This is a genomic window from Myroides sp. LJL115, from assembly GCF_054871665.1.
Genome location: NZ_JBTXLS010000056.1, coordinates 1 through 18,819 on the forward strand (window position 1 = coordinate 1; position 18,819 = coordinate 18,819).

At 31.5% G+C, this 18,819-nt stretch carries 19 protein-coding genes and 1 pseudogene; 14 read left to right on the plus strand and 6 right to left on the minus strand.

Features of this window, described 5'->3' with window-relative positions:
• Positions 1-569: 569 nt before the first annotated feature.
• Positions 570-1,592, minus strand: a complete 1,023-nt coding sequence (locus ACYSNX_RS11585; protein WP_461754832.1) for a PDDEXK nuclease domain-containing protein — start codon at positions 1,590-1,592, stop codon at positions 570-572.
• Positions 1,593-2,767: 1,175 nt separating this feature from the next.
• On the opposite strand from ACYSNX_RS11585, the gene ACYSNX_RS11590 reads away from it, so the two are divergent.
• The 3 genes from ACYSNX_RS11590 to ACYSNX_RS11600 all read left to right on the plus strand — a co-directional run bounded on the left by ACYSNX_RS11590 (position 2,768) and on the right by ACYSNX_RS11600 (position 5,090).
• Positions 2,768-3,112: a hypothetical protein gene (locus ACYSNX_RS11590; RefSeq protein WP_461754833.1), complete on the plus strand. Its 345-nt coding sequence runs from the start codon at positions 2,768-2,770 to the stop codon at positions 3,110-3,112.
• Between the two features lie 257 nt (positions 3,113-3,369).
• Positions 3,370-3,789 (plus strand): hypothetical protein, encoded by a 420-nt coding sequence (locus ACYSNX_RS11595; protein WP_461754834.1) that lies wholly within the window; start codon positions 3,370-3,372, stop codon positions 3,787-3,789.
• 236 nt (positions 3,790-4,025) lie between these two features.
• Positions 4,026-5,090: a 2,3-butanediol dehydrogenase gene (locus ACYSNX_RS11600; RefSeq protein WP_461754835.1), complete on the plus strand. Its 1,065-nt coding sequence runs from the start codon at positions 4,026-4,028 to the stop codon at positions 5,088-5,090.
• 205 nt (positions 5,091-5,295) lie between these two features.
• Here the strand turns inward: ACYSNX_RS11600 and ACYSNX_RS11605 are convergent, their stop codons facing one another.
• From ACYSNX_RS11605 to ACYSNX_RS11615, 3 genes are read right to left on the minus strand one after another with little or no spacing between them, the layout of a single operon-like run.
• Positions 5,296-5,586, minus strand: coding sequence for a cyclic-phosphate processing receiver domain-containing protein (locus tag ACYSNX_RS11605; RefSeq protein WP_461754836.1), 291 nt, complete (start codon positions 5,584-5,586; stop codon positions 5,296-5,298).
• Positions 5,587-5,596: 10 nt separating this feature from the next.
• Positions 5,597-7,891, minus strand: coding sequence for a GmrSD restriction endonuclease domain-containing protein (locus tag ACYSNX_RS11610; protein WP_461754837.1), 2,295 nt, complete (start codon positions 7,889-7,891; stop codon positions 5,597-5,599).
• A 7-nt stretch (positions 7,892-7,898) separates the two neighbouring features.
• On the minus strand, positions 7,899-9,698 hold the full coding sequence (locus ACYSNX_RS11615) for a DUF262 domain-containing protein (RefSeq protein ID WP_461754838.1): 1,800 nt from the start codon (positions 9,696-9,698) through the stop codon (positions 7,899-7,901).
• Positions 9,699-10,677: 979 nt separating this feature from the next.
• Between ACYSNX_RS11615 and ACYSNX_RS11620 the strand changes: the two are divergent.
• Positions 10,678-11,646, plus strand: a pseudogene (locus tag ACYSNX_RS11620) (Rpn family recombination-promoting nuclease/putative transposase); the annotation flags it as partial.
• Between the two features lie 415 nt (positions 11,647-12,061).
• Here the strand turns inward: ACYSNX_RS11620 and ACYSNX_RS11625 are convergent.
• Complete coding sequence (locus tag ACYSNX_RS11625; RefSeq protein WP_461754839.1) at positions 12,062-12,406, minus strand: DUF4870 domain-containing protein; 345 nt, start codon at positions 12,404-12,406, stop codon at positions 12,062-12,064.
• Positions 12,407-12,723: 317 nt separating this feature from the next.
• On the opposite strand from ACYSNX_RS11625, the gene ACYSNX_RS11630 reads away from it, so the two are divergent.
• The 3 genes from ACYSNX_RS11630 (at position 12,724) to ACYSNX_RS11640 (ending at position 14,243) form a co-directional block, all read left to right on the plus strand.
• The gene (locus ACYSNX_RS11630; protein ID WP_461754840.1) at positions 12,724-13,470 is read left to right on the plus strand and encodes a transposase; all 747 of its coding nucleotides are present in this window, start codon (positions 12,724-12,726) and stop codon (positions 13,468-13,470) included.
• 355 nt (positions 13,471-13,825) lie between these two features.
• Positions 13,826-14,092 carry a hypothetical protein gene (locus tag ACYSNX_RS11635; protein ID WP_461754841.1) on the plus strand — a complete coding sequence of 89 codons (267 nt, stop codon included), beginning with the start codon at positions 13,826-13,828 and terminating at the stop codon, positions 14,090-14,092.
• 1 nt (position 14,093) lies between these two features.
• On the plus strand, positions 14,094-14,243 hold the full coding sequence (locus tag ACYSNX_RS11640; RefSeq protein ID WP_461754842.1) for a hypothetical protein: 150 nt from the start codon (positions 14,094-14,096) through the stop codon (positions 14,241-14,243).
• A gap of 129 nt (positions 14,244-14,372) precedes the next feature.
• Here ACYSNX_RS11640 and ACYSNX_RS11645 read toward each other — a convergent pair whose 3' ends face one another.
• Entirely contained in the window at positions 14,373-15,374 is a 1,002-nt protein-coding gene (locus ACYSNX_RS11645; protein ID WP_461754850.1) for an IS110 family RNA-guided transposase, read from the minus strand.
• Between the two features lie 425 nt (positions 15,375-15,799).
• On the opposite strand from ACYSNX_RS11645, the gene ACYSNX_RS11650 reads away from it, so the two are divergent.
• The 7 genes from ACYSNX_RS11650 to ACYSNX_RS11680 form a co-directional block, all read left to right on the plus strand.
• Entirely contained in the window at positions 15,800-16,135 is a 336-nt protein-coding gene (locus ACYSNX_RS11650; protein ID WP_461754843.1) for a helix-turn-helix transcriptional regulator, read from the plus strand.
• A complete protein-coding gene (locus ACYSNX_RS11655) occupies positions 16,135-16,872 on the plus strand; it encodes an ImmA/IrrE family metallo-endopeptidase (protein WP_461754844.1) in 738 nt (245 codons plus the stop codon). Before ACYSNX_RS11650 ends, ACYSNX_RS11655 begins: the two co-directional genes overlap by 1 nt.
• On the plus strand, positions 16,859-17,380 hold the full coding sequence (locus ACYSNX_RS11660) for a hypothetical protein (RefSeq protein WP_461754845.1): 522 nt from the start codon (positions 16,859-16,861) through the stop codon (positions 17,378-17,380). Before ACYSNX_RS11655 ends, ACYSNX_RS11660 begins: the two co-directional genes overlap by 14 nt.
• Positions 17,381-17,685: 305 nt before the next feature.
• Complete coding sequence (locus tag ACYSNX_RS11665) at positions 17,686-17,841, plus strand: hypothetical protein (protein ID WP_461754846.1); 156 nt, start codon at positions 17,686-17,688, stop codon at positions 17,839-17,841.
• Positions 17,842-17,882: 41 nt separating this feature from the next.
• Complete coding sequence (tnpA, locus tag ACYSNX_RS11670) at positions 17,883-18,170, plus strand: IS66 family insertion sequence element accessory protein TnpA (RefSeq protein WP_461754847.1); 288 nt, start codon at positions 17,883-17,885, stop codon at positions 18,168-18,170.
• A complete protein-coding gene (tnpB, locus tag ACYSNX_RS11675; RefSeq protein WP_461754848.1) occupies positions 18,170-18,508 on the plus strand; it encodes an IS66 family insertion sequence element accessory protein TnpB in 339 nt (112 codons plus the stop codon). Before tnpA ends, tnpB begins: the two co-directional genes overlap by 1 nt.
• A gap of 50 nt (positions 18,509-18,558) precedes the next feature.
• Positions 18,559-18,819, plus strand: a 261-nt coding sequence (locus ACYSNX_RS11680) for an IS66 family transposase (RefSeq protein ID WP_461754849.1), incomplete at its 3' end; no start/stop codon positions are given.

Sequence of the window (18,819 nt, forward strand, 5' to 3'; positions counted from 1 at the left end):
ATATCGGCCATAGCCTGTTCTTTGAAACTTTCGAAATCGAATCCGCTCTTTTTGTTGTTTGTGTTCATAAGACTAATTTACATTTTTATATGATATAATTAATTTTGTGACACAGTTGGTGGTACACCTTCTTTTAGGATCATAACCATAGGAACAAATCCCTACAAAACTAAGGTTTTTTTAGGGAAAGACTGTTTTTAAAGTATTTAATATTGGCTTTAGATTATATTTTAACTTAGCTATATTTTCCTGGTAAAGAACTATTAAAGTAAGAGTCTTATTTCTATCTTTGGAAGTGAGCTACTATAGCCTATATGATCTAATAGGTTGAGTATATAAACAATAGCCCGTATAGTGTCCTTAAAATGTTACCGCTTGTTTTTGGGACAAGCTCTATTTTGATTATTTTATGTATGCTAGATCTCCACTGGTCTAATCACCAAAAATACAATTGTAGTTGGTAATATATCATGCTTTATATCTACAATTAAATTAGCATAAACTTTAAACTCAAGTAAATCATTAGTGGTTTCATTATATGCTTACAGGAACATCGATATTTTAAATTGTTATTTTAGATTCTTTGGACTATCCTTCCCTTCAAAACTTTTCAACTCTTTGTTAACCTCATCCAATAATTGTTTTTCGGTTGGTAAATATAATTCGTATTGGCTTGCTATGATTTGTTTTTGTTCTTCGGGTAAAGTGAATTTTACTACTGCATCATTTTTATTTGCACATAACAAAATACCTATGGTTGGATTTTCGTGTGGTAATTTTTCTACACGGTCATAATAATTGACATACATCTGTAACTGGCCAATATCTTGATGTGTGAGTTTGTGAGTTTTGATCTCAATGATTACGAAACATTGTAAAATACGATTGTAAAATACCAAGTCTACAAAGAACTCATCTCCCTCAATATGTATTCTTTTTTGCCTCGCTACAAAAGAAAATCCATTCCCCAGCTCCAATAAAAACTCCTGTAAGTGTGTAATAATAGCACTTTCTAAATCTCTTTCGTAATATGATGATTCTCTCTTTAAGCCTAAAAACTCCAAATACATTGGGTCCTTGATGATTTCTTTGGCATCAGACGGTTGCTTCTCATTTTTGGCAACTGCTAAAACACTTTCTTTATCATTACTTAATAAAAGACGTTCATATAAACTACTATAAACTTGTCGCTCTAACTGACGTGAAGTCCAATTATTTTTTATGGATTCAGCAATGTAAAATTCTCTTTTATCTTGGTTGTCAACACTTAAAAGTAATTTGTATTGTGTCCAACTCAATTGTGCACGCAGTGCGTGCACATTCTCAAATGTGCGATAAAACTGTCTGTAAATATTTATTTGTCTTGTAGAAAAACCACTGCCAAACTCAGGTTGTAGTTGCTCCGAAAGATATTTGATGAGAAACGTCCCATAATCCGCACGTTCTTTTCCCTCTTGTTCTTCTTCAAAAATACGTTTACCAATATGCCAATACATAAGCGTTCGTTGATGGTCAACGGCACGTATAGCCTTGTCTTTTGACTGGGCTATAATGGCTTTTATATCTGCTATGATAGATTGATTTATTAGCATACTATAATTTTTTCTTTATATAGATAAATATTAGTCTGTATTTGAAATAGATATTTTATTAAAATGTCTGTTTTCTAACTTCTATTATTCTAATTATCTTTATTTTATATTTTATTGATCAGTACATAATCCAATTCTAAAGTTACCCAATTTACTTTAGAAGCAATGGTTTGCTTAGCTTTAATTTCTTATTCTTTTTACAAATAGCATTTTGATTTTTTAATATTGATCTAAATAATTCAAATTTAAGTAAAATAATGTAATGAGCTATAAGTAAGTAAGATGGGTTTGTTTTTGAAATAATAATTTTGCATTCCTTAAAGATTTAAAGATATATCTTTTGTATTTGCTCAGTAACTTTCTCGTATAGTTTTTTGGCATAAGTTTGTTGTATAATAATATTATTATGTCCTAACATTTTGTTCAAAGTTTCTAAGGTATCCTTCTTTGCTCAAAAAAACAGTATGTAAACGTATGTAGTGCTAAGTGAATGGCTATTTTCTTTCAAGTAATCAATTGCAATATTCTTTTCAAACTATTATTGCAGACTATATTTGAATGGGTATTTATAGTTGTATTAGAAAGAAACAAATTTTAAAGGACAATTTAGTTTTAAAAACAATCTATTAATGTAGGGTTTATAAAAAGCCAAGTATTAATTTTTAAGACTTGGCTTTAGATTGTATTTTAACTAAGCTGTATTTTCCTGGTAAAGAACTATTAAAGTAAGAGTTTTATTTCTATCTTTGGGAGTGAGCTACTATAGCCTATATGATCTAATAGGTTGAGTATATAAACAATAGCGCGTACAGTGTCCTTAAAATGTTACCGCTTGTTTTTTTGGCATTCCAGTTTTAGAGTTTTAATTACTCTAAATAATAAATGTCCTATTAAAGGTAAAGCACTTCTCTCCCTTGCTTATTAAATAACGTTTTGATTTTCAATACATAGACTATATTTTATTTTAAAGTAAGATATGGGATCTTCTATATGATTTTTGTCGTTTGAAAACAATGATCTGTTTGTTCTATGTCTTTATCAATTCTTTAAACCCTCTTGCTCAGTACTAAGTACCCTGATGAAAAGTGAATTAATTAACTTAGATGTACTCTGTTGTTAATTAGTGACTTATAGTAGCTCATGAATCAATATAACCATTAAAGAATTTATATAAAATGAAAAGAAGTACTATTAGCTTTAAAACTGGATTAGAAAACCAAATAAAAAACTCAAAGTCTGGACTATTTGAATTAAAGTATCTTAAGCATCTAGGTGTTGATTGGGCATTTACTGCTGAACAAGCTGAGGCTATAGAAAAAAGATGGGGTGGGGAAAACAAGGTTTGGGGTATTTTAATAGATAGAATCAGTGATTTTAAGAAAGACTATGATGGTAAGTGTGAGCGTTTAAGTAGGATGTTAATTACAAATTTAAAGCAGCAGGGTTTTTCCTTAAAGGACATAATGCAAAAAACGGCTCTTAGCCTGGAGGAAGTGGAGCACTATTACTTTGAGGATTGATGTTTTGGATGTATAAAAGGCATAATGCAAAAGCGTTGTTCTACCTTTAGAAAGAAGGGATCTCCACTGAATTTAGGGTGTTTTTAGCTATTATTAGAACAAGTAAAACCCAAGAAAATTTAATTTACAAAATATCCTTTCAAATATCCTTATAAGTGGCTAGTAGAACATTAGTTCTCTAGACTTCATGTCTTTTTGGAAAATATTTTTAGAAAGTGATTTTTATAAGAAGAATAATTAATATAAATCCGCAGTGTATGAATAGTTATGAGCGTATGTTAAAGCGAAAATTTGATCACCAAGACTTTAAATCCAGATTGGTGCGTTTAGACAAGGAAATTAAGGAACTACAAGAAATTAAGCAAATTCAAAGAATAAAGAAACAGACTGAGAGAACTAATAAGTTGACTGAAAAATTGAGGAAGGAACTCGAAAAGAAAGGTGAAATTGTTAAAAAAGAATATGAACAAGTTGCAAGGCTAGAGCAGGAACTAGTAACGCTAGAGCAGGAACTAGAAACCCTAAGCCTGGAACTAAAAGAGCAGGATCAGGAGCTGGAACAAATAAGCAAGGAAGTTGAAGTAATAGTTCGGGTTCTTGGGGAGATAAACAAGAAGGATGAAGAATATAGAGAAAACGTAGATAAGAAGTGGAAGCAAAAAATGGGAGCCCTATAAGGGGTTAAAGACAATGATAACTTCAAAAATAAAGAATACGGTTTTCAATTGAAAAATTCGTTATAAAGCTGGGATTATTTCTTAGCAGAGAGAAGGTCAGTTCAGGAAATAAGTTCTATTAGATTACTAATATATTGTTGATAATGATGGTTTTAACTGCTTTGTTTTGGGTTGTTCACTTGGAAATAAGCCAGGAATAGCTTAAATTAGTGACTAACCAAAAAAAGTGAAAAATTATGTCAACAATGAAAGCAGCCAGATGGCATGGAATTAAAGATATTCGTGTAGAACAGGTAAGTATCCCAAAAGCAGGAGAGAATCAAGTGAAAATTGCAGTAAAATTTGCTGGAATTTGCGGTTCGGATCTTCATGAATATAATCATGGTCCACAGCTTATTCCATGGGATACTCCTTATCCATTAAACAACCATAAAGGTGTAACTACTTTAGGCCATGAGTTCTCTGGTGTAGTAGAGGAAGTAGGAAGCAATGTTAAACATCTTAAAAAAGGAGATAGAGTAGTTGTTGAGCCAATTTTTAGAAATCCAGATAGTCCTTTTGTAGAAAGGGGAGAGTATAATTTAGGAGAGTACTTAGGTTTTGTGGGATTAACCAGTGATGGAGGGTTTGCCAATTTTGCCATTGTTGAAGACTATATGGTGCATAAGATGCCAGAGAATATGAGTTTTGAACAAGGGGCTTTAGTGGAGCCAGCTGCTGTAGCTGTATATGCTGTTAGTCAAAGTAATTTACAATTAGGGCAAAGTGTATTAGTAAGTGGAGCAGGACCTATTGGCTTATTAGCTGCTCAAGCTGCTATAGCAAGAGGTGCTAGCCAAGTGATAGTTACTGATGTAGCCCAGAAACGCTTAGATAAAGCTACTCAAATTGGAGCAACTACAGTATTAAATGCACTAGATCCTGAATTAGATAAGAAAATAAAGAGTTTAACCGATGGCTTAGGTGTAGATGTGTTTTTGGACTGTGCGGGAGTGCAAGCTTCTTTTGACCAAGGGATAAAAGCTCTTCGCAATGGTGGGTGCGCTGTTTTAGTAGCCTTATTTGGTAAACCTGTACAAATGGATGCTTTAGATCTAGTACTTAGAGAGATTACAATTAAAGGAGTTATTGCTTATCGCAATAATTTCCCAGAAACTATGGCCTTAATCAGTAGTGGTAGAATGGCAGTAGAGAAATTAGTAACTAGTAAAATTAACTTAGATCATATTGTAGACAAAGGTTTTGAAGTATTAGTATCCAACCCTACCCAAGTTAAGATATTAGTAGAAATAGGTAAGTAGAAAACTATTTACTTCTTAAGGTTATAGCTAAAAAGTAGAACAAAAAAGATAAGAATTAAAATAGCTCCTATTAGAAATAAAAGGAGCTATTTTAATTTAAACTATCTACGGTTTTGGGGTATTTCTCTGCTTTATTCTTACTACCTCTTACTTTATTTAATAGTAACTAGGGTAATAGGGCAGGATAAAACCTGAAGTATGGGTACTATTGTTCCATAATCTTTTTAAAATTTTCTAACAAAGAATGTATATTTTGTTTACCCACAGGATTCTGGCTATGTACATTAAATGCAGGTAATAATAGATTATTATCTAAACAATAATTTACTAACCATTTAGCGCAATCAAATCCGCTCTCTTGAAGACCTAAATCGTGGTCGAAGGAGATAAAATCGGGTAAACCGTTTTTAGTAATGTAAGTTACAAACTCCGTATAAGAGCGTAACCCTATATGCCCTTCTGGGATAGGGCGAAGATCATCCAGATAGAGTTTCATAATATGGGTTTTAAGGGGTTGTATTTAATGCCAAAGGAGTTTTGTTTTCCTTGGTAATTTCACTTATTAGTTGTTGTATTTTGTTTTTTATCAGGGTAGAATCTAAACTATCTATCAAGCAAGTACAGGATTTAGTGTTTTCATTTTTTGTATCCTTATTTTTACTATCTATATTTTTAGTAAAACCTAAAGCTGTTAGTTTTTCTACTACATCGCTTGGTAAATCATTTTGGCTTCTCTCAAAAAATAACAGAGAAAATTTACCCTCTACATAGCGAATATCTAATGCAAAATGATTGTTTTCATATATCCAGTTATCCATAGCTGCACAAGGTTCATAATTACCACTGTCCCAATAAAAAGTTTTTTTAAAGGGAGAAAATTCAGTTACTTTTTCCTCTAAAGTGGTTTTATAAAATACATAAGACCTTAGTTCTGCTTTTGATCTCCAATTCTCCACATCACTTCTTGCTAAAAAGATTCTTTCCCCATACTCTTCAGGATTTTGAGGATTTTTAGTCTTTTCTATTTGAAAGTTTATACAATATTCTATTACCCCTTCGTTTTTAATAAACAAAGACCTCCAGCATGTAATGTTCGTTGGAAAGGTGCTAATAATATTTTCTAGGTCCTTTTTTATGTCCCCAGTAGTGATTTTATCTAGTAAATTTTTCAAGAAAATACTTCTAGTAGTATCATTAAATACTTTTCTCCAATTAGATAATTTTGCGCTTAAGCTATTGTTAAAATTACAGAATGTATAATAATTTGAAATTTTGGGTAGATAATCGCCATATGTCAGTAGTGCTCTTTGAAATAGGCAAGAGTGATTATCTTGAAACTCTGGGCTAAAAAGCCTATTGAGTTTATTAGAATAATCTACAAATTGAACTATATTATATCCATTGTCCTCTTTTGAAAAATTCAAAATGTAGCTAATTTGTCCATTGAAATAACTATGGTTTTCTATCTTTTGAATTTCCTGTTGCCATTTATTTGTAGGGTCATTAACTATTAGCTCTGCCTTTAATTTTTCTTCTTTTACTTGGTCTTGTAGAAAGCCAGAAATTTTAGTTTGTGGCTCAAGTAAATAAGAATAAATGTTTTGACTATTCTTTGCCAATTCTTTTATAGAGCGAATTGCTTTATAGAAGCCCTCTGGAGATTGAATAAGGGTATTGTTAATTAGGTTGCTACAAACCCTTATCCATCTGTTATAGGATTGTAAGTTCATAGTATCGAGCTCTCCATGGTTAAGGAAGAATTGAGCAACAGCGTAGAATCTAAGGTATTGCCAATAGTCGATACCGCAGCCAAGGAATTCTTGGAAATAATTTTGGCTATCTTCAAATGTAGTTAAAGCATCCATTATTTTTGAAATAGAGTCTAAATAGTAAGGAGTGTAGATCTGTTGGTGCTGGTGTAATAAAACAAAATTATCTTTTTCCTCTTTAGTAATATCCCTAGTTTCAGCCCAAAAACACAGCGAGATGTTTTCGATGAATTTTAGGTACTTACTATCCACTTGCTCCAAGTCAATTTGGGCATTTTCCCTTTCTAATTTCCAGAAAATATCTAACCACTCATTATCTAGTTTAGCTCTTTGCTCTAGATTGAAAAGAACGGAAAAGCTTGCTTTGAAATTTTCAAAACTAGTAAGAGGTTTACCACGGGAATTCATTTTTACATAAATTTCATCCTCTAACTTGAATTTCTCTAACTCCAGAAAATGAAAGGTTACTGGGCAATTTTCACTGCATAATAGATTAAATAAATCCTGGTTGGGGCCTGTGAATTTATCTTGGATAATATCAAGCATACGTAGCATGGCCTTTATTGTCGGGTCGTTTTCCCATGACAAGAAAAACCATTTTGTATTGGTGATTTGCTCACTTATTTTTTGTTGGCCATTATACTCTAGGTTTTGCGTTACTAATTTTAAGCAGAAATCGTGGGAGCTTGGACGAGTTTCATAAGTGAATTTAGATAGAGTTTCCCTGCCTTGCTTACATAAAGTTCCCAAGGATAAAAACCAATGCAACAAAAATAAGGTGGTTAAACGCTGCTGGCCGTCAAGGGGAATAAAGTCGCGATCCTCTATTTTTCCATAAACAAAGTGTAAGTTTAACTTTGTTTGATTCTTAAGAGAGACAGCGATATCTCCAACAATATTACATCCCGTTTTTTGTAAGTCGCTATATAGTCTATCCTGGACATAATCTCTTTGAATAGCTGGTATTTGTATGGTGTTTTTGCTAATTAACTGCCAAAAGCTAATTTCTTTATCTATCGTATTATTGCTCATAGTTTTCTTACTTAATTGTAATGTAATCTGTTAATGTGTTTTTCATTTCCTTTAAATAACCTTCCATATCTTCCTTTGTCCATTTAAGGTTTTGGTCTACATTTTCGGAGTAATATTTCAAGAAAACATTTTTGGTACAGATGGGAATAAAGGAACCTTGTTGGTCAAGTTGCTTAATTTTCTCTCTTTTTCTGTAAAATGGTGCGTTATTTAAACTAGAATTATCCGATGGCGTTAGTAGAGCTAGATTTTTTAGTGAATGAATCGTGGCTCCCGCATCACTGGATAACTCCAATATTCTTTTTTGCAAATTATTAAAAGTAGCTTGATCGATTTCACTGCTTTCTAGTAGATTATTAACTTCATTGGAAAGCTCTAGGTCCTTCATAATAAAAGGATCTACTTTTTGCTCTTCTAATAATTGTACTTTCTGCTTGTGATCCGTAATTTCCTGTGATTGCTGGGCGTGGATATGCTCTAAAGACCAACTTGAAATTCTATCAAAAGAAAACTTGTTGTATCCTGCGTCCATTGTGGTTATAATATTGAACAGTAGAAGAACATCCTTTGCTTTTTGATAATTACGCTCATAGCCAATCTCATTTAAATCGACATCGCTAAAGTGGGATTTTATTTTTTGTTTCAACGCATCGATAAAATCCGACTTAGAACAGGATTCCGCTAGTTCTTTTATCTTTTCTATTTTGTTTTGTGATCCGCCAATTTGTAATAAAAAACCAATCAAATGGAAATGGGTGTATTTATTGTTTTGATCCTTACTAGTGTACCACTCATAAAAAGTACGGTAATAGTTTTTAATTTCATCCCATAAAAATTCACCAGTGCTACCAAAGGTAGTATCCTGGTAAATGCTAGTGTTTTTTGAAATCAAATCATTAAATATATGGAAGGACCAATACCTATCGTGACTTTTGTTGATGTTTAATGTTGTGTACTTTTCATATTTTTCAGCAACTAAATCGAAAATAAATTCAATGTGATTTAGGTAGTTTTTAGATGGGTTTATAAAACGCCAAAAGTAAACTTCTCGCAATGTGTTTTCTATGTCGTCCCATTCATATCCAATTTTTATTTGATGTTTCTTTTTATCCTTATCCGTTAGGTAAAAGATCGCTTTAATAAGTTCGGCATTTGTTAAGTCAATCTTTCCTTGGTTATACTTAGCAAATGTTACATTGGGTTTTGGATCTGTAAGGCTATCTACCTTTATGGGATACCATATAAAACGAATATTGTTTGCTTGGTCCTTATGTTCACTATCGAATGAATTAGAAATTAATGTGTGGGAGAAAGCAGGGATATCAACTTTGTTTTGCTCAAACCATTGCTGTATAGTCAAATAAGCATCACTCATTCGATAAAAGTCAATGTTAGTTTTATCCACTTGGGTAGTAGAACAAATATTCTTTAAAAACTTCTCACTACTGTAATTTTCTTTTTCTCTTGTTTCGTAATGAATTGAAAATAAATCAGATGGAACCTTTGAGTCTTGTTTAGTGGAAAGGTAGGACAAAAGGATGTATATAGTAGTAAGACGTTGTTGTCCATCTACTAACTCATAAACAACTTGTTTTTTTTCATTCTTGTCTTTTAGAATTACAATTAATGGCTGTAGGCAATAAAATTCACCTTCAACTTTATTTTCCTTTCTTTTAAATTCTAGAATATCGTTTAATAGGTCAATAATTTGTTGTTGCTCCCAACGATATCCTCGTTGATAAGAAGGAATGAAGAAGTTCATTCCAAATAATTCAGGGATTGATTTTAGTGTTATTTTGTCTGCCATTTTTTAATATTTTTAGTCCTCTGTAAGTGTGTCACAAAAGTGGTTTTAAACTCTACCTTTTATGAAAGTACACAAGAGATTTAATCAAGCTATTTGGTTTAAGGTTGTTCTATAAAACTATACTTTTATGTTTAGTTTTATAGGAGGAAATGTATTGAAATATAGTATTTATTTTACAAAGCAGGTGCATGTTTTCCTTTGTGTGCGCCATTTGGATGTCTCATGCATGAGCCACTTGTTAGGGTGGAAAGATTTGCATACTTTGTTCCACAATGTTTACAAGTATATTGAGATTTTTCACTTCCTTCATAAAACTTATGTTTTCCCTTATACGTGCCATTGGGATGTCGCATACAAGAAGCGCTTGTTAGCGTCGATACACTGGAATACTTTGTTGGCACAATATTCACAATAATAATTTGCTATAGTCTGTACTGTTATAATTATATTTACGAGCCAAGTTTTCATCTTTTTCTAATTCTCTATAGCAAAAATACTTAGTGACTCTGCCAATAGGTGTCGTTGTCTAAATTAAAAAAATAATATTTTAAATTTATCCATTATCTTATCAGATATAGTGTACTGCTTTGTTTTTCTTTCTTTCTTTCTTTCTTTCTTTCTTTCTTTCTTTCTTTCTTTCTTTCTTTCTTTCTTTCTTTCTTTCTTTCTTGTAAGATGATTATTTACTGTACAAAAGATTTTAGTGATGCACTCTAATTGCAGGTTTTTATGGTGTACTGCTTCTTGGCTATTTAAATTTTATGTTGAACAGGAACATTAAAAAAGCGTAGCCTTATCTATAAGGATAGGGGTATACTTAAACAGTTAAGAAACTATATAGGAATAATACAAACTATTCTAGATAGTAAGAAAAATGATAAAGACCTAACTATAAGTGTTTTGAATAATTATGGCAAAGAAAAAAAACAATTTAGGAACGTTTATTGGCTTTGGTAGCGACTGAAGTTTTAAACACTATTTCGGGAAGGAGGAAAATAAAGATATTCTAATACTCTTTTTAAATGGTCTTTTTCAAGGAGAAAGAGTAATTGTTGATTTACATTATCAACCTACTGAACTTAATGGAGACACCAAAGAGCAAAGAAGTACCTTTTTTGCTCTTTATTGCACAGGAAGCAATGGGGAGCATTTTATAATTGAAATGCAACAAGTTAGTCAGGATTTCTTTATAGATCGCAGTATTTTTTACACTTCCCGTTTAATTAACAACCTCATTGAGAAAGGCCCTACAGGAAATAAGTATCAATTACCTCCTGTTTTCTTTATTGGACTTCTAGAGTTCACTTTACCCGATTTACCTACAAACGAATACTTTGTAGACACAGCTATTTGTGATTTAAAAAGCAAAGAAATCATCTATTCTAAACTGGGTTATAAATTTTTAGTCCTTCCTAATTTTAATAAAAAAGAAGATGAAATAGTAGGGCATATGGATAGCTGGTTTTATTTATTAAAGCATATGAGTGAGCTAGATAGCATTCCTAAATTTTTGGATAAGCGAGTTTTTGGACGTATCTTTGATATAGGAAGAGTAGCTAATTTAAATGCAGAAGAGATGAATCAGTATGAAATCAGTTTAAAAAGAAGATTAGATGCTAGGAGTACCCAAGCTACTCAGGAACGTTTAAAGAAAGAGGTAGAAGAAAAGAAAATTGCTCTAGCTGAAAAAGACCATGAGTTAGCTGAAAAAGACCATGCACTAGCTGAAAAAGACCATGCACTAGCTGAAAAAGACCATGCACTAGCTGAAAAAGACCATGCACTAGCTGAAAAAGACCATGCACTAGCTGAAAAAGACCATGCATTAGCTGAGAAGGATCGTCGTTTTATTGGTTATCTTAAAAATCAAGGACAAACCATAGAACAGATCATGCAAATTACTAATTTGGATGTTGAAGTTATTAAAGTGGTATTTACTAAGGAGTAGTATTTTATTGAGAGCGCCATGCAAGGCAGTAAATTTTCGGGGCATATATTTGATAACAATTATGCCTGTTATATTATAATGTATAAAAAAGGGACCATAAAGGTCCCTTTTTTGTTGAATAGCCACCCTAGTTAATGGGATACTTTGAGGTTGTGGTTATTTCCCAAGGTATTCTAACTAAAAATATATTAAATACTCTGGTGGTTCTGTGCATTTAGTTGATTTTACTCATATGCTTTTTGTTAAACCTTTTGCCTTAAAGTTAGCTTTTAAAAAAGATAACCGATACTTGAACTTTTATGAAAAAAGTAGGATAAACTTGTTGTTATAGGTTTAAGTCAAGTAAAGGTTATCTACTAATGAAAATTTGAAAAATAAAGTTTAAAAAGATTCTCTTTTCCAAAAATGGAAGCGATTATATTTTAGAAAACCAATCTTGGAACATTCCTCCAACAATAGGTAATTGTTTTTCTTCTGATTTAAAAGCCGCTATAATACAGTAGATCACTGCTACTAAAGAAGCAATTCCAATAATTGGTGAAAGAATTCCTCCTACTACTGGAACATAACCTAAGAACCCAGCTAGGAAACAAACAATATTCAAACCTAAACTTTGACGAATGTGAAAACTTGCTAGTTTTGAAGGATTGTTTTTATTCATAAAGTAGGCAATTATTAACCCAATAAGAGTTAAGTAAGAAATAATTGCAGTTGTTTTTCCTTGATCTGCTGTAAGTGCTGTGTGAGCTTGATTTTTCATAATAATGGAATTTATTTTATTTATATGTGTTTTAATTACTAATTCTAACAAGACAAAAGTAGTAGCAGTTGGCTTTTGGTACAATAGCTGAAATTAGGGATATTTGATGTGGATGGCTTTTTTTCTAAATGTTAGAGCTCTTTTTTTTAAATAAAGAAGTTTTTACTTAGACAAACTCCTTACTCCAATAAGCTTATTTCTACTGCTGTTATGATTTTACTTTTAAACCTTAAGGGATTACCAGGTGTAATACGTATTTTTAAAAGTAGTCTTTGTTTCTCTTTATGTATCCACCAGAGCAGTAGACTATTTCTATAGTGCAAAAATGTATTGCTAAACAAGAGAAGTCTAGTGTTAAAATCGAAGGAGAGCTTGAAAAGCAAAAGGAGAAAATCGCAGAGTTAGAACGTTTAGTAAAATTACTTCAACGCATGAAGTTTGGACAAAGAAGAGAGCGTTTTGAAGATCCCAATCAAACCAAGTTACCTTTAGAGGTTCAAGCTGAAGTTCTTCAAGAACAAGAAGAAATCATCAAGCAAGAGATTACTTACTCTAGAACTAAGAAAAAACACCCAGGAAGAGCTAGTCTTCCTAGTCACTTACCTGTAGAAGAAATAGAAATATACCCAGAGGGTGATCTATCCGATAAGCTATGTATTGGTACAGAAACTACAGATGTATTAGACTACGTACCTGGCTATTTTAAGATTAAGCGATATATTCGATATAAATACGCCACTAAAGACAAAGATAACACACAAATCAGTATCGGACTTCTTCCAGATCGAACCATCGAAAGAGGAATACCTTCAGAAGGACTTATAAGCACTATACTTGTAGACAAGTACATGGATCATCTTCCGCTTTATAGGCAAAAGCAACGCTTCGCTAGAGAAAACATAGAGATAGCTTCCTCTACCATAGAAGGTTGGGCTGCTCAAGGGATGGAGGCCTTAAAGCCATTATACGAGAACCTTATAATGGACATTAATAATGAAGGCTACCTTCAAGTTGATCAGACTACTATCAAGGCTATAGGAGAGTGTGCTATAGTATTGGTGTAGCTTGTTAGGTTTGCCTATCTTATTCTACTAATTTTAGCTCTTTCTTTTTATTTTAATGTAGGATATACTAAATTTAGGGAATTACAAACATAAGATAGGTTTTGGAAAATGAAGAATTAAGGCAAAATTTTGAAGCTTCAGCTTTCTGTTCCGCAAAATGCCAATTACATTAACTTTTTCCTTAAATTTATTTAATTGGCTTTTGCTTACCATGCCTCTAAATTGAAATTTTTCGCTTCAATTTCCATTACTGATACCAAGCCCTGAAACGTTAGCTATAATATTTGCACCATGTAACAAAACTTTGCTAAGCAAAAATAAATATTGTATACTTGATAATAGTAAATCTTGTGTTATGATAAAAAAGAAAGTAGAAAATATTGAACAGCGTAAAATAAAGAATTCTAGTTCAGAAGATTCTTTATTAATTTCATCCGCAACTGAAGCTTCCTCAAAAGCTGTTAGAAGTTCTAGAGCACTTGGGCTATCAATAAAAGTCATTAGAAATCATAATATAATCACTATCAATCCTGACAAAACCACAAGCGTTATAAGAAAAATTGCTAAACCAACTATTGATATGTCAACTTTGAAAAAAGGAATGGTTTTGGAAAAAAAATAAAATGGAAGGAGCTAGATTAAGAGTTTTTGCTGGGCCAAATGGATCGGGTAAAAGCACATTATTTGATTCTTTTAGCAAAAAGTATAATACAGGAGTATTTCTTAATGCCGATTTATTAGAAAAAGAATTATCTACTAAAGGATTACTATGATAAAACCAAATATAAATTAATAGCTTTCAGCGTCATTTTGTGCTAATAATTCAAAAATAGGCCCAATAGGTGTCCTGAAGTAAATGATAATAAACCTCTTTTTTATTAAAAATTTGGAGCACTATAATACTATGCTGCTACTTCATACCTTTTATTATTACGGACACAAGAGCAGATGCGGTGAATTAACTTATTCTTAACGTTGTTTAAAACAAGCTTTTTAGGTTTTCCTTCTTCAACCTTTTTCTCATAATATGTCTTTATTTCTGGATCATACCTTATACTAGATAATGCACATAAATGCAATAATTTTTTAAGCTTTTTATTAGCCATAAAATGAACTTTTGCCTTGCCTCTTATGCTTTTTCCTGAAGTATATTCAAAAGAAACTACCCCACAATAGGAAGCTAATTCTCTTGGCGAATCAAACGAGGTAAACGAATCAGTATAGCAAAGTAAAAATAGCGCGGTAATACTTCCACCCCCTTTGACAGAGGTTATGCAATTATATACTTGTGAAATCTCTGAATCTTGCTTTACAAGTTCTTCTAATTGCTTATCTATATCCTCTATCGTCTTTTTGACGGCTTTAGTAGCTTTTTTATTGCTCTTGGATAGCACATTATAAACGGGATCGTTATATCCTTTTAATTCTTGGATATTTACTTGTACAGCAGTTTTATAAGAAACATTTAATTCTCGAAGATTTAATAATCCTTTTATCTTGTCTAAAACCTCTTTAGAACATTTAAACAACTTGACTTCTTCTTGATTTTTTTTAGCATATTGAGCTATTCTTGCGGAATCTACTTTGTCATTCTTACCCCTTTGTATACCACTACTTCTAATTATTCGATAGGCCATTTCGACCCATACATTACACTGATTTGAGGTTAATACATCAACTAAAATGTTTTTATATAAACCAGTATGCTCCATACAGATTAAAGTCGTTTCAATTGCACAATGTTCACCCTTTATCCACTTTAAAAACATTTTCACCCCTTTCTTTGTATTACAAAATTGATTGTGGCTAAACGGATTGTTTTCTACTAAAATTGATGCATCAAAATACTCTTTTGAGATATCTATTCCAATAACCTTTGTAAATTTGTCTATAATGATAATTATTTAAAAACAACCTAACTCTAAAGTGCTATTTAAACCTTGATACTAGACCCGAAGGTCTTAATTACTAGTCTGATACTTTTTAGTGAAATCAACAAAGTCCTAGTCGAGCACTAAGCCTTTAATATAGCTTTGGATGGATAATGGTTCACTTTGTTGATTAGGTTTGTTAATACTATTCTTTAAAGTTATCAATTTTACATTTAGCAAATCTAAAGGGTTGGATACATTGGTACGACAATTGGATTTATTTTCTACTTGATTATTGTGATAAAAAAGGAAATCTATTAAAATGTAAAGGACGTATAATAACTAAGCTTTCATCTCTAGCCTTCCTAGTTATTAAGGGAAGTTTTTAGTTAAATATTGTTACATATTTTGATGTTTGAGTTTTAATTTGTTATTTTGTAACATACAAATGAATTCGTATGGAAAAGATATTATCGAAAAATTTAAAAGATTTTAGAGTTAAACTTGGTTTAACACAAGATCAAATTGCGGATTATTTAGATACGTCAAGAGAAGAGGTTAGTTATTACGAAACTAATCGTCGAAATGTTCCAATGGACCTGATTCCGAAATATGCTAAATTGTTCGGTGTAGATGAATATGATTTATACGAGGAAGATAGCGTTATAAATAATCTTAATTTAGCATTTGCCTTTAGAGCGAATGAAATTTCTCCTAATGACTTAAAGGTTATCGCAGATTTTAAAAAAATAGCATTGAATTATCTTAAAATTAAAAGTGTATTAGCTAAATAATGAATTATAACGTTTTAGAAAAAAAAGTAATCGAATTTAGAAAATTTACTGGTTTAAGTGATACAGATCCGATTAGATTTAAAAGTTTATTATCAAAGTTGAATGTAATTACAGTGTTTAGAGATTTATCTGCTGAATTTTCTGGAATGGCTTTAAAGGTTGATGAAAATAGATTTATTTTGGTAAACTCTAATCATAGTTTAGGAAAACAACATTTCACTATTTGTCACGAATTGTATCATTTATATATTCAAGAAAATTTCTCTTCAATGATTTGTAATGTGGGGCAATTTAAAAGTTCAATGGGAGAGGAATATAATGCTGATAGGTTTGCTTCAATATTATTAATGCCTGAATCAGCAATTAAAGAATTAATTCCAGATAGTGAACTTTGTAAAGATAAAATTCAATTAAATACAATTTTAAAACTTGAACACTATTTTTCTTGTTCAAGGAATGCACTGTTATATAGATTAAAATCTCTTAATTTAATTACATTTAAATCTTATGATAAATATTGTATAAATGTAAAATCTAATGCTGTAAAATACGGTTATCCAATTGATTTGTACCAAAAAGCAAATAGCGGTTTAACAATCGGTAATTATGGTTCTTTAACCAGAGAACTATATGATAAGGAATTGATTTCTGAAAGTCATTACATTTCATTATTATATGATTTAGGTATGAACGAAGAATATCTTAATAAAATTTTTGTAGATAATGACGAAGATTAAATTAAAAGATATTCTTATTGATGCGGATGTTATTTCTCATTTTATTACTGGTGGTCAAATACTTATGCTCCATAAAATCTTCCAAAACAAGATTTTAATTCTCGATAAAGTATATGATGAACTTCTGAAATATAATTCAAAAAAGTCCGAAGTAAAAAATTTAGTGAACTTTGGGATTGTAACTATAATACCGTTTCCGAGTACTAACCAAGTCGTACTTAAAGAATATTTACATATTAAGAAGGTAATGTTCAAAGGCGATGGTGAAAGTGCTTGCCTTGCTTATGTTAGGAATACAAAAGATATTATAGGGAGTAGTAATTTGAAGGATGTTAAAAGTTATTGCACAATGCATTCTATAGAACTTTTAACAACTATGGATTTTTTATGTGAAGCATTACGTAAAAGAATATTAACTGAGGCGAATTGTGATGATTTTATTTCGAGAGTTTTAGCTGCTGGGAGTAAACTTCCTGTAACTAAGATGAGTGAATATATCTGTAAATGAAATTTCCACTAAGGTTTCAGAACTTGGCGTCAGTGGCGGAAATTTAGGTGAAAAGTTTCAATTTTTGGACACTGTAAGCAAAAACCAATTTATTGAATAGATTTAAGAAAACAGTCAATATAATTAATTCTCTAAGAGAAGTACTTGTTTCTCTTTATTGGATATCCAAATTAAATCCGCACAATTAGTTAGTCGAGCCTTAAAAAGGCATCTAACTATTGATAAGTCTAGGATTCGTGTATAAAAAGCTTTGAAAATAATGCAAGGTTTAGTACTTTAGAGTATCTAACCTTGCATTTTATTTTATGGCTCCTAAACAAAAAAACAGAGCTCAAGTAAATTTATTTTCTTCTTTTGAACATATGCTTAATCAGAAACACCCTTTATTTATTTTGGCTAATAAGGTTAGATGGGAGGTTTTCGAAGAAGCGTATCCAGCCGAGCAGCCACATCTTGCCTAGCATAACCTAAGGATTTAAGTTTGCCAGTAAATCGTATAGTTATGAGCAAACAAGAGATCATGCTCCAACATGTGGAGAATTGGAAGCAAAGTGGTTTAACCCAAAGTGCTTATTGTGAGAGTCAAAATATAAAACGTCCCACCTTTAGTTATTGGCTAAAAATAGCTAATAAACAAGAGAGTATACCTTTAGATAGTTCCTTTATCACTATTGAAAAACAAGCTAGTATAGCTTCTGGTAATTACGAAATTGTTTACCCAAATGGAGTTATTCTTCGCATAAATACCAGCAACTTGGCAGAATTGTCTACTTTACTTAAACTTGTGTAATGTTTAGCTTAAGTAGTACACATAAATTTGTCTTGTACAAACCAGGGTGTGATATGCGTAAAAGTTTTGATAGTTTATGTGGATTAGTACACAATGAATTAAGTCTTACCGCTCATGATGGTAGCGTATATATCTTTATCAATAAAAAGCGCAATCAAATGAAACTCTTACACTGGGAGTATGGCGGTTTTGTACTCTACCATAAACGCTTAGAGCAAGGAACTTTTGCTTTACCTACAGATGGTAAGTCAACAATGACATGGAGTGATTTAGTTCTAATGATCGAAGGAATACAGATTATAAAAAGCACTAAAAAAAGACGGTTTTTCTTAGAATAAATATACCTAAAACCCTTGTGTAATCAAGGGTTTTGTCGTATATTTCTATCATGGGAATAGAACTGGAAAACTTATCAAAACAAGAACTTTTGGCGCTTATAAAAAAGCAGTCGAAGACTATTTCTATACAAGAAAAAACTAACATTAAAATCGAAGGAGAGCTTGAAAAGCAAAAGGAGAAAAACGCAGAGTTAGAATACTTAGTAGAACTTCTTAAACGTATGAAGTTTGGTCAAAGTAGAGAACGTTTTGAAGATCCCAATCAAACCAAGTTACCTTTAGAGGTTCAAGCTGAAGTTCTTCAAGAACAA

Coding starts and splice junctions, on each gene's coding strand:
- ACYSNX_RS11585 (WP_461754832.1), bottom strand. CDS start 1,592: ATGCTAATAAATCAATCTATCATAGCAGATATAAAAGCCATTATAGCC.
- ACYSNX_RS11590 (WP_461754833.1), top strand. CDS start 2,768: ATGAAAAGAAGTACTATTAGCTTTAAAACTGGATTAGAAAACCAAATA.
- ACYSNX_RS11595 (WP_461754834.1), top strand. CDS start 3,370: ATGAATAGTTATGAGCGTATGTTAAAGCGAAAATTTGATCACCAAGAC.
- ACYSNX_RS11600 (WP_461754835.1), top strand. CDS start 4,026: ATGTCAACAATGAAAGCAGCCAGATGGCATGGAATTAAAGATATTCGT.
- ACYSNX_RS11605 (WP_461754836.1), bottom strand. CDS start 5,586: ATGAAACTCTATCTGGATGATCTTCGCCCTATCCCAGAAGGGCATATA.
- ACYSNX_RS11610 (WP_461754837.1), bottom strand. CDS start 7,891: ATGAGCAATAATACGATAGATAAAGAAATTAGCTTTTGGCAGTTAATT.
- ACYSNX_RS11615 (WP_461754838.1), bottom strand. CDS start 9,698: ATGGCAGACAAAATAACACTAAAATCAATCCCTGAATTATTTGGAATG.
- ACYSNX_RS11625 (WP_461754839.1), bottom strand. CDS start 12,406: ATGAAAAATCAAGCTCACACAGCACTTACAGCAGATCAAGGAAAAACA.
- ACYSNX_RS11635 (WP_461754841.1), top strand. CDS start 13,826: ATGATAAAAAAGAAAGTAGAAAATATTGAACAGCGTAAAATAAAGAAT.
- ACYSNX_RS11640 (WP_461754842.1), top strand. CDS start 14,094: ATGGAAGGAGCTAGATTAAGAGTTTTTGCTGGGCCAAATGGATCGGGT.
- ACYSNX_RS11650 (WP_461754843.1), top strand. CDS start 15,800: ATGGAAAAGATATTATCGAAAAATTTAAAAGATTTTAGAGTTAAACTT.
- ACYSNX_RS11655 (WP_461754844.1), top strand. CDS start 16,135: ATGAATTATAACGTTTTAGAAAAAAAAGTAATCGAATTTAGAAAATTT.
- ACYSNX_RS11660 (WP_461754845.1), top strand. CDS start 16,859: ATGACGAAGATTAAATTAAAAGATATTCTTATTGATGCGGATGTTATT.
- ACYSNX_RS11665 (WP_461754846.1), top strand. CDS start 17,686: ATGGCTCCTAAACAAAAAAACAGAGCTCAAGTAAATTTATTTTCTTCT.
- tnpA (WP_461754847.1), top strand. CDS start 17,883: ATGAGCAAACAAGAGATCATGCTCCAACATGTGGAGAATTGGAAGCAA.
- tnpB (WP_461754848.1), top strand. CDS start 18,170: ATGTTTAGCTTAAGTAGTACACATAAATTTGTCTTGTACAAACCAGGG.